The sequence below is a fragment of the Mucilaginibacter sp. L3T2-6 genome (assembly GCF_030519355.1).
Classification (GTDB): Bacteria; Bacteroidota; Bacteroidia; order Sphingobacteriales; family Sphingobacteriaceae; genus Mucilaginibacter.
In genome coordinates this window covers 63,054-73,805 of sequence record NZ_JAUMKC010000029.1, presented here as the reverse complement: position 1 = coordinate 73,805, position 10,752 = coordinate 63,054, and the positions used below count along the sequence as shown (strand labels likewise).

The 10,752-nt window shown below is 43.5% G+C and carries 11 protein-coding genes; 5 read left to right on the top strand and 6 right to left on the bottom strand.

Features of this window, described 5'->3' with window-relative positions; all coding sequences use genetic code 11:
* Positions 1-135 precede the first annotated feature (135 nt).
* The 4 genes from rpmA to Q3W13_RS23390 form a co-directional block, all read right to left on the bottom strand.
* Entirely contained in the window at positions 136-567 is a 432-nt protein-coding gene (gene rpmA / locus Q3W13_RS23405) for a 50S ribosomal protein L27 (RefSeq protein WP_302868167.1), read from the bottom strand.
* A gap of 51 nt (positions 568-618) precedes the next feature.
* Entirely contained in the window at positions 619-927 is a 309-nt protein-coding gene (gene rplU / locus Q3W13_RS23400) for a 50S ribosomal protein L21 (RefSeq protein ID WP_302868164.1), read from the bottom strand.
* A gap of 106 nt (positions 928-1,033) precedes the next feature.
* Complete coding sequence (chrA, locus tag Q3W13_RS23395; RefSeq protein WP_302868162.1) at positions 1,034-2,233, bottom strand: chromate efflux transporter; 1,200 nt, start codon at positions 2,231-2,233, stop codon at positions 1,034-1,036.
* A gap of 113 nt (positions 2,234-2,346) precedes the next feature.
* The gene (locus Q3W13_RS23390) at positions 2,347-2,688 is read right to left on the bottom strand and encodes a heme biosynthesis protein HemY (RefSeq protein ID WP_302868159.1); all 342 of its coding nucleotides are present in this window, start codon (positions 2,686-2,688) and stop codon (positions 2,347-2,349) included.
* Positions 2,689-2,791: 103 nt separating this feature from the next.
* Between Q3W13_RS23390 and Q3W13_RS23385 the strand changes: the two genes are divergently transcribed.
* From Q3W13_RS23385 to Q3W13_RS23365, 5 genes are all read left to right on the top strand, one after another.
* The gene (locus Q3W13_RS23385; protein ID WP_302868157.1) at positions 2,792-3,529 is read left to right on the top strand and encodes an electron transfer flavoprotein subunit beta/FixA family protein; all 738 of its coding nucleotides are present in this window, start codon (positions 2,792-2,794) and stop codon (positions 3,527-3,529) included.
* A 38-nt stretch (positions 3,530-3,567) separates the two neighbouring features.
* A complete protein-coding gene (locus Q3W13_RS23380; protein WP_302868156.1) occupies positions 3,568-4,545 on the top strand; it encodes an electron transfer flavoprotein subunit alpha/FixB family protein in 978 nt (325 codons plus the stop codon).
* A 24-nt stretch (positions 4,546-4,569) separates the two neighbouring features.
* A complete protein-coding gene (locus tag Q3W13_RS23375; protein WP_302868154.1) occupies positions 4,570-5,175 on the top strand; it encodes a bifunctional nuclease family protein in 606 nt (201 codons plus the stop codon).
* Between the two features lie 132 nt (positions 5,176-5,307).
* Positions 5,308-6,567, top strand: a complete 1,260-nt coding sequence (locus Q3W13_RS23370; RefSeq protein ID WP_302868152.1) for a nucleoside permease — start codon at positions 5,308-5,310, stop codon at positions 6,565-6,567.
* A gap of 74 nt (positions 6,568-6,641) precedes the next feature.
* Positions 6,642-7,700 (top strand): DUF3667 domain-containing protein, encoded by a 1,059-nt coding sequence (locus Q3W13_RS23365; RefSeq protein ID WP_302868150.1) that lies wholly within the window; start codon positions 6,642-6,644, stop codon positions 7,698-7,700.
* A 3-nt stretch (positions 7,701-7,703) separates the two neighbouring features.
* Here Q3W13_RS23365 and Q3W13_RS23360 read toward each other — a convergent pair whose 3' ends face one another.
* Complete coding sequence (locus Q3W13_RS23360; RefSeq protein ID WP_302868148.1) at positions 7,704-8,756, bottom strand: glycosyl hydrolase 53 family protein; 1,053 nt, start codon at positions 8,754-8,756, stop codon at positions 7,704-7,706.
* An 84-nt stretch (positions 8,757-8,840) separates the two neighbouring features.
* Positions 8,841-10,631 carry a glycoside hydrolase family 9 protein gene (locus tag Q3W13_RS23355; protein WP_302868146.1) on the bottom strand — a complete coding sequence of 597 codons (1,791 nt, stop codon included), beginning with the start codon at positions 10,629-10,631 and terminating at the stop codon, positions 8,841-8,843.
* Between the last annotated feature and the right edge of the window lie 121 nt (positions 10,632-10,752).

The window sequence follows — 10,752 nt, the reverse complement described above, 5'->3', positions numbered from 1 at the left end:
ATGCCTTTAATTTACAAAATCTCTCCCGCTTATACAAAAAAACCGCCTCATAATTTTACTTATGAGACGGACTCTTTTATTATCTTTTGCAAAACGGATGCCCGGTTTGCATTTCTTTTTAACCGTCTGTTATGATTATTCAGCAGCAGTTGCTTCCTCTGCGTCAGCAGCTTTTTTCTTTGGAGCAGCTTTTTTCTTTGGAGCAGCCTCTTCAACCGCAGCAGGAGCAGCTTCAGCTACCGGTGCTTCAACAGCTTTCTTTTCAACTTTAGCTTTTGGAGCAGGTGCAGCGTCTTCAACAACAGGTGCAGCTTCAAAAGGCAATACAGAAACGTATGAGCGGTTATCTGCTTTCTTTCTGAAAGTAACGATACCTTCAGCCAACGCAAATAGTGTATGATCTTTACCAATACCTACGTTAAGGCCTGGATTGTGCTGGGTACCACGCTGACGAACGATGATATTACCTGCAATTGCCGGCTGACCACCAAATATTTTGATACCTAAACGTTTGCTATGCGATTCGCGGCCGTTTCTGGAACTACCGGCCCCTTTTTTGTGTGCCATTTCTTAATATCTTTTTGTTCCCGGTTTAAACCAGGAGCGGTTTAAACTTAATTATAATGATATACCAGTGATCTCTATCTTGGTAAATTGCTGACGGTGGCCATTTTTCTTTTTGTAACCTTTTCTTCTTTTCTTTTTGAAGATAATTACTTTATCACCTTTTAAATGAGACACTATTTTAGCAGATACTTTAGCGCTTTTTAAATCAGAACCTAATTTAAATTTACCTTCGTTTTCGGCTAACAATACATTGTCAAATTCAATACTAGCGCCCTCATCGCCTTGTAATCTGTGTACAAAGAGCTGCTGGTCTTTTGCAACTTTAAATTGCTGTCCGGCTATACTTACTATTGCGTACATGTTTGTTAATAATTATGTTTTAAAATTTCGAGGTGCAAATATAGAAACTTATTTTAATTAAAGCAACCAATTAATTACTAATTGCTGCCTGTAAATTCTATATCATTTATACTGCAAGGCCTAAAAGTACTCCTGCCACAATGATCAGCGGCGCTTTTATCCTGGTAAAATTAAGGATAAGAAACGAGCATATCATTATCAAATAAGCCGTCCAATCCAGGCCGAATGGCCTGACCAGCAATATCAGCGCTGTCGCCATAAATCCAACGGCCACGGCACTGATACCACTAAGCGAATTTTTAATGCGGGTTATTTTTTTTAAATCTTCCCAAAACGGGACTATAAACAAAATAAGTATCAGCCCGGGTGAATTGATCCCGATAACCGCAACTAAACTGCCGAATATCTGCCCTACGATACCGGAGCCTTTATTGGCCATTGATAACCCACCCACAAACGATGTAAATGAAAATGTAGGCCCGGGCAAGGCCTGTTGCAGAGCGTACCCCGAAAGAAATTCCGAATTAGTAAGGTAATGCTTCACTTCTACAAACTCCGTGTACATAAGCGGAACCAATACTTGCCCTCCGCCGAATATCAGGATACCGTTACGATAAAAGTTTTCGAACAAGCGTATAGGCAGGCTAAACACGGAAGTTTGGTTAATCAGCGCACCCAGCGCAGCAAAAAACAACAGGATGCCCACAAAATAGGTTACTTTATTGGGATTGACATTGGCAAATAGCTTTACACGCAACGCATCTTCCTGCGGCTGGGCCTCAAGGGCTGAAGATATAATCCCTCCTAATAATATGAGTATCGGGAAAGCGTAGGCGTTTTGCAGGATAAGTGTAACAATGAGCGACCCTATAGCTAGCAGGGTTGTCGTCCTTGTCCTTAAAAATTTATTGGCAAACGTATATGTTGCGTAAGCAACAATCCCGACAGCTATAGGCTGTACAAAACGAAGGACGTTCGTAAAACGCCCCTTATCGGCAAACAGTTTATAGCTGATAGCTGCCATGCACATGATAGCCGCAGAAGGCATTACCCATATGAAAAAGGTAATGATTGCAAGCCGCAGCCCCCCTACCTTCCAGGCTATACCTACCAGCGTTTGAGTTGATGACGGCCCCGGGAGCAATTGTGCCAGGGCGTTAAGCTCCATCAGTTCTTCCTCGGTAATATACCGGCGCTTTTCAACAAATTCGCGTAACAAGACAGCGATATGTGCCTGTGGGCCGCCAAATGCCGTAAAGGTATAAAACGTAACATCACGCAGGAAAATAAGATGTCGTTTGGTCATGTGTGTTTAGTTCATGATTTATAAATCATGGTTCATAGCCGTTGCAATTGGCGATTAGCTTTTTATTCCGGCCCTTTCCGGGCATAAACTATAAACCATCAATTATAAACTACTCAATAATCTTCATCATCATCTCCAAATCCCGTCAATTCATTATATACGCCCTGCAATTCCGAAAATGCGTGATTATTACGTTGCTCCCTTGTAACAATCATGCCGGTTTCATAAGTTCTGATCGCGTCTTCTTTGCGCCCTAATGCTTCGTAAAGCTTACCTAAATGATAATAAGTTCCTGCGTAGTCACGATGATTATTTACCAGGTCTTCATAATATTCCAATGCCTTTTCTGTCTCATTTAAACGCAAGTGCTCGGTGGCTAAAGCATATTTCAGGAAAGGGTCGTTGGGTTCATTCTTTATAAATTCGTGAAGCTTTTCTAATCTGCCGGTCTGCATTTTAAACTCTCTCTTTTTTAACTAACTTTGCACATCCTATTTATGACTGACCAACGCCAGCCGTTACCAGCCTGTAGGCCAATTATCCTAAATACATAGTACCATGAAAATACTGGTTTGCATTAGTAATGTTCCGGATACGACGACAAAAATAACTTTTACTGATAACAACACCCAATTTAATACCAGCGGTGTTCAGTTTATACTAAATCCTTACGATGAAATTGCATTAGCACGGGCTATTGAGTTAACCGATGGCGGCAACGGCTCGGTCACTGTAATAAATGTTGGCGATGCGTCAACCGAGGCTACTATCCGCAAAGCCCTTGCTATCGGTGCGACCGATGCGGTACGCATCAACGCGAAACCACATGACGCCTGGATGGTTGCTCACCAGATCGCCGAATATGTAAGAGCAAACCCTTTTGATCTGATACTAACCGGCCGCGAGTCTATTGATTACAATGGTTCAAAAGTGGCGGGAATGCTTGGCGAACTGTTGGACCTTCCATCAATATCTATCATCAAAAAACTTGACGTAGACAACGGTACAGCCACAGTTGAGCGGGAAATTGAAGGTGGCAAAGAGATATTATCTGTCCCGCTTCCAATCGTGGCCGGATGCGCCGAAGGCGTGGCCGAGCCTAAAATACCAAATATGCGCGGCATTATGTCGGCACGTACCAAACCGCTGGCAGTTATCGAGCCGGTTGAAGTAAAAACATTTTCAGACGTTATCAGTTATGAAACACCGGCTCCCCGCGGGCAGGTAAAACTGGTACCGGCAGACGATGCCGCAAAGCTGGTAAGTCTGCTGCATGAAGAAGCACGTGTTATTTAACCTATCCTGAACCCAAATTTTGTTTTTAAAATTGTAATATGTCAGTTTTAGTATATACGGAAAATGCCGGGGGTAAATTCAAAAAATCAACTTTTGAAGCAGTATCATACGCCCGGGCCATTGCCGACCAAAATAATACCACTTTAGTAGCCATTTCTATTGGCGATGTAAGCAATGATGAGCTTAACTCCCTTGCTAAATACGGTGCTGAAAAGGTTTTAAATGCAAATAACGCAAAGCTTAAAGATTTTATCAACCAGGCATATGCGTCGGTAATTGCTGACGCCGCAAAAAAAGAAGGCGCCGATGTAGTGGTGTTATCTAACTCATTTTCAGGGCGCGGCCTTGCACCTCGTATAGCCGTTAAACTGGAAGCCGGCCTGGCCGACGGGGCTGTAGCACTGCCTGGGCAAAGTGGCGGAAAATTTAGCGTAAAGAAAACAGCATTTTCCGGCAAAGCATTTGCCGTAGTTGAATTAACATCGGCCAATAAAGTAATATCAATCGTACCCAACTCTTATAAAGTTGAAGAAAAATCTGTTGCTGCTAAAGTTGAAGACTTTTCCGCCGAAGGCGATCCTTCAGACTTTAAGGCTATGATTAAAGACATTGTCCGTGCTACTGATAAAGTCTCTTTGCCGGATGCAGACATCGTGGTTTCCGCCGGACGCGGATTGAAAGGACCGGAAAACTGGGGAATGATTGAAGAACTGGCCGGTTTGCTTGGCGCAGCCCTGGCTTGCTCAAAGCCCGTGTCAGATGCCGGCTGGCGTCCGCACAGCGAACACGTGGGGCAAACAGGTATAGCTGTCAGTCCAAATTTGTATATTGCAATAGGAATTTCGGGGGCGATACAGCACTTGGCGGGCGTAAGTTCATCAAAAGTTATTGTTGTAATAAACAAAGACCCCGAAGCGCCGTTTTTTAAAGTGGCAGACTATGGTATCGTTGGTGATGCATTTGAAATTGTACCAAAGTTAATAGCAGCAGTAAAAGAATATAAAGCTTCAGCATAAAGGCGCGTTGTGATGGGTAATGACATGAAAAAAATAAAGCTGGACATTGTTGGCCTGTCGTACAGCCAAACACAATCCGGCGCTTATGCCCTGGTGTTGGGCGAGGTTAGCGGACGCAGAAGACTTCCTATTATTATTGGCAGTTTTGAAGCGCAGGCAATTGCTATAGAAATAGAGAAAATGACGCCGAGCCGCCCGCTGACGCACGATTTGTTCAAAAGCCTGGGTGAGGCTTACAATATCAAGATACAGGAAATTGTTATTTATAACCTTGTTGACGGAATATTTTATTCAAAGTTAATTTGTTCCGACGGCAAAAAATCGGTTGAAATCGACGCACGCACCAGTGATGCCATTGCTGTGGCTGTACGGTTTGATTGCCCTATTTATACTTTTGAGTTTATCCTTTCCACAGCAGGCATAGTTATAGAAGGCAATGACTTTGTTTACCTTGAGAATATTAACGAAAACAAGGAAGAAAAAACAACAGTTTCGGCGGCATCGCCGGGCGGTTTTGCCTCACTAAGTACTGATGAATTAAAAACCCGCCTGCAGGAAGCTATTGCCGAAGAATCCTACGAGAAGGCTGCTAAGATACGTGATGAATTGAATCGCAGAAAAGCATCATGAGCCGGTACCTTAATGTCTAAATTTTAAGACTTCATTCCCTATACGCCATAAGCTTCGTGATTATACAATTATTTCGTTATTTTCCGGCTTTAATTATCATTTGCACACTTATTTGTTTCAAATCAGCGCTTTATGAATATTAAGTTCCGCTTAATACTGATGAATTTTATGCAGTTCTTTATATGGGGGGCGTGGCTGCTTACCATCGGGGCGTACTGGTTTCAAAACAAACATTGGTCAGGCGCACAATTCGGCGCAATATTTTCCACCATGGGCATCTCGGCGATCTTTATGCCGGCACTCACCGGCATAATTGCCGACCGGTATATAAACGCAGAAAGACTTTACGGTATAATGCACATTTTAGGTGCTCTAACGTTATTCAGCCTGCCGATGGTAACAAATCCGTCGGCTTTCTTTTGGGTTATCCTGCTCAACATGATATTTTATATGCCAACCCTGTCGCTGTCGATAACCGTTGCCTATTCTGCTTTAAAAAGAGAAAATATCGATGTAGTTAAAGAATATCCCCCTATCCGTATTTACGGCACGATAGGCTTTATAGCTGCTTTGTGGACAGTGAGCCTTACGCACAGTGAAACGACTGCAAACCAATTTTATATTGCATCGGCGGTAGCGCTCTTGCTTGGGCTTTTTGCATTCACCCTGCCTAAATGTCCGCCCCTATTTAAAAAAACAGGCGACAAGTCGTTTGTCAATATGCTTGGATTGAATGCATTCGCACTTTTCAGGACACCAAGATTTGCCATTTTCTTCGCATTTTCTTTATTATTGGGAGCAGCCTTACAGCTAACCAATGCTTATGGCGATACTTTCCTCCACGATTTTGCCGCTATTCCAGCTTATAAGGACACCATTGCTATAAAATATCCCGCTATTATCATGTCCATATCGCAGGTGTCGGAAACATTGTTTATTCTGGCGATCCCCTTTGTGCTGAGGAAATTCGGAATAAAATATGTGATGTTGATCAGTATGCTTGCATGGGTTCTTAGGTTTGGACTGTTTGCTTTTGGCGATCCCGCAGGAGGCTTGTGGATGATCGTTCTTTCATGCATCGTTTACGGTATGGCATTTGATTTCTTTAATATCTCCGGATCGTTGTTTGTGGAAACTCAAATTGGCCCTGAAATAAGAGCGAGCGCCCAGGGATTGTTTATGATGATGGTGAACGGCTTCGGCGCGTTTTTTGGCAGCATACTTAGCGGCTTTTTGATCGATAAATTTTTCACTCTGCCCGATCAAAGCAAAAACTGGCATGGCATATGGCTTAGCTTTGCCGGGTATGCGCTTGTAATAGCCGTGATATTCCCGTTTGTTTTCCGTTACAAGCATACACCTGCACTCCAACACGCCATTGAGCATATCTAAAAAGACTAAATTTCTTTTGCCGACTGGCCTGTAATCTCTATTTTTAAAACGGCTATTAAAACCCGGCCGATCACATGAAAAAACATTACCGTCAGGAAAATGACTGCCTTAACTGCGGTACTATTTTAAAAGGTAAATACTGTCACAACTGCGGGCAGGAAAACCTGGAAATAAAGGAAAGCTTTGGCCACATGATGAACCATGCCATCAGCGACTATTTCCATTTTGACCACCAGTTTTTTCATACATTAAAACCGCTGCTATTTAAGCCAGGCTTTTTAACCAACGAGTACATGGCGGGCCGCCGTGCGCAATACCTGCACCCGGTTAAAATGTACATCTTTATTAGTATAGTTTATTTTTTACTGCTTTTCAAGACAGGGCATGACACAGAAATTGTGAAAGTGAATGCAACTCCCGGTAATCCGGCGCACTCCGGAAAAGTAGTCGATTCGGTTAGTAAAGCTATTATCAATAACCATAATATCAGTGCCGCCGACAAGAAAAAATTACTCGAAAAAATAAAAAAAGAGGACGCAAAAGGTGTTCAGCCGATTGATACCGTAAATGAAAATTTTAAATCCGGCCTGCTCACCTTAACCCCTGACAGCTCCTATAATCAGTATATGTTACGTCAGCAAGCTTTGCCTGCTGAACAACGCGATGGCTGGATTGAAAGGATGATCAATAAAAAGGCGTTCTCATATAAATCTAAATATGGCAATCGCTCAAAAGAGGTGTTTTTCGATGAGGTAAGGCACAACATTCCTAAAATGATGTTTCTCTTGCTTCCGCTATTTGCCCTTATTTTAAAGATCTCATTCTGGCGCAACAAGAAATTTTATGTCGAGCATTTGATATTCGCCTTTCATCTGCATTGTTTCCTTTTCATCTTTCTTGCATTTATAATGCTGCTGAATTTGATTTTGCCCGAAAGTAAAACTATTGCTGACTGCATCGGCCTTGCTGCCACCCTATATATTATCTGGTATATTTATCGATCATTAAAAGTAGTTTATCATCGCAGTGTATTTCGAACGATCACTAAGTTCATAGGCATATACGTTTCCTACATGGTAGTATTTATTGCCTGTATGATGATTGTGCTTTTTGTTACCGCCTTGACACTTTAAATTTCAGTTACCAAAGGCATTAAGCGCGACCGTAGGCTTACCATTGTTATCAAAAGCGCCCAGACCATAACCCTGCCAGTTATAAGCTTCCGGCTCCCAGTAAAATACGCCAAGCCCGTTACCATTAGGTACGGAGTTAACCTTCGCAATAATGTCTGATAAAAAGTTGCGCGCAGTATTGGCCGCTCCGGCTTCCATCCCAACCTCCACCACCATGCATGGAGTTGAATAGCGCGCAACCATGTCATTGATATTAGCCAGGCACTTAGTATCATAGTCTGCCCAGTTTGAAGTTGAAGGATATAACGACATCCCGATAATATCCCATTGGACGCCGTTGGCCTTTAAACCATCAAACATCCACCTGAATAAAGCATTGTCATAACCATTTGAAATGTGTACAATCACTTTGCTTGTACTGCTCACTTCTTTTACCGCAGCGTACCCCGCTTTAATAAGCGCTGCAAAGTTGGCCATACTCTTTGAGGCGCGACCGTCTTCCCACAGCATACCGTCATTAGTTTCGTTGCCAACCTGAACCCAATCCGGTGTGATGCCATTTGTTTTCAAAGTCTTAAGTACCTCAGCTGTATAATCATGTACTTTAGTTATTAATGCGGCAAAATCGAGCGACACCCATGCCGCAGGCTTATTCTGCTTCCCGGGGTCGGCCCAACTGTCGCTGTAATGAAAATCAACCATTATTTTCATGCCGGAGGCTTTTGCGCGTTTGGCCTTGTCGAGCAAATCAGCGGTGTTACACCACCCATCTGCCGGGTTTACCCACACTCTCAATCTGATTGAATTCATACCAAGGCTTTTCATCAGGGCAAATAAATCCTGCGGTGTGCCGTTCTTGTCATAAAACTTAACCCCTGCCGACTCCATTTGCGTTACCCAGCTAATGTCAGCCCCCTTTGCGAAGCCCGAAGAAACCACCGGCGCCTTATAGGCATCCGGCGCCGGATGGGTCGGCGCAGGCCCTTCGACTTTATTAGAACACGAAATAATTAACAGCAGCAACACGCAGCAATAAGCCCACACTATCTTTTTCATATGCCAGATTTAGAGGTTTGATTGTTCTAACAAAGGTATGTCATGTCAAACCTGGAATAAGATGTCAAACAAACATTTTACGATTTATTTTAACTGTTGTTGTAATGCCTCAATAGCATTCGCCAGGTAAGCAAAAGGCGCATTCCAGTTTATTGCAATCTCATTTACGGCGTAGGCGCGATCATCATCAACATATGCTTCATCCGGATTAAGCGAGGGCACTTTAATTTTATCCTGCATGCCAGGATTGGGGCCGCCAGCCAGCAGCCCGGGTACAGGCTCTGCAATACCATCAGCAACCGATGGCCTGTGATGCGGATGCCTTGGCGTTTTACTGCCGAAGCCCGTTAAGTAGGAATAACCCGTACCGTTCCGGCCCAGGATATAATCGAGGTCCGCCAAAGCATAGTTAAGATATTTTTTCTTGCCTGATAACCGGTAAGCTTGTATCAATGCAATGCCCTGGTTAGCGGCAACCGAGTTGCTTCCCCAGTTAAAATTACTTTTGGATTTGGTTATTACTGTTTGATAAGCGTTATCATCTGCTCCTGCTATTAAATCATCAGATAAAGCCAATAGCCGTCGTTTGATTTCAGGCAACTCCTTAGGCGCATTGCCGCCTTGCGCTGAACTGTTTTTTACGAGGGTGTAGTAGCCCAGCAGCTTAACCTGGCTCCAGGATGGTATGGGCATTGTCGTATCAGGAAGAATTTTTATGGTATTTAAAAACGCGTTATTCCGGGTGGTAACAAACAGTTCGCAAGCAGCCCAGATAAACTCATCTGTAAAATTGCGGTCGCCGTAAGCGCCGGTCGTAACTTTAGGCTCGAATTTTCTGTTGATCTCATCCTGGTTGTAAACAACTGCCGGGTTTTTAACCGCCCATTCCCACGCTTTTTGCGCCTCAACTATGCATGAGTCCGCAAGGCCAGGCAACTGTTTTTTATACTTCGAGAATATTCTGCCCGCTTGCGCCATCACAGCTGCAAAATCAAGTGTGGCGGCGGTTCCTTTTTGTACAACGTACCGCGGTTCGATAGCATGGTCCGGCATTTCCATTTTATCAAAGGCCGCGTTGGTGAGCTTGTGATAAACTCCGCCATCGTTCGGGTCCTGCATAGTCTGCATCCAGCGCAGGTTCCATAGTATTTCATTCAACACATCAGGCACGCCATTGCCGCTTTCCGGTATATTGAGTTTTACCGTTTTCATGTAATCGGGGAAATCTTCATAAAGGGACAATAATGTGCCGGTAGTAATGCCGCTGTTCACGATGTATTTGTTATAATCGCCTGCATCGTACCAGCCGCCCGGCGATGAGATAACTGTTCCGGCGGGCCGTTTTTCCGATGCTGCTGATGGATGGATAAACACGTGGTTATCCGGGTGGCCCTCTGCCCTGTTCCACTTACCGGCATATTTCTTTTCTATCGGCGCGGAGGCCCGTATAAAATAAAAGGCTTTTAGTGAACCTGCGGCTACGCTTTGCAATGCATTTCGTTTTATTTCAAACGGGTAGGAATAGCCTGCGCCGTTTACAAACAATTTGTATTTTCCTGGTTGGGCAAATGACGAAAAGTCTGCTATCTGCGTGTATATACCACCAAATGCCGGCATGTTTGATTTTTTAAGCTCGCTGCTAAAAACGTCTTTACCGCTTAAGGTTTGCAAATGAAAAGTACCGCCGCTGCTTTGTAACACCACAGCTATTTTTTGCCCATCCGGGTAAAAGCCGATTTGGTTAAGGCGGACATGCGTGCCGGTTGAGTCTGATATTGGTTGTGAAAATGTTTTTTGACCAACAAAACAAATGATTTGGGCAATCAGGCAAATGCAGGCAATCGCTTTGCCTCGCCAGAAATAATTACGATACATACGGTTTTAATTGATGTATAAAGTTAAGCGTAGCGTTTATTTAACTATAATACTAAATTGACGCTCGGTGCTTCAAAATATAATACTAAACCGTAACTATTAGTCCTAACAAAATAAAAAG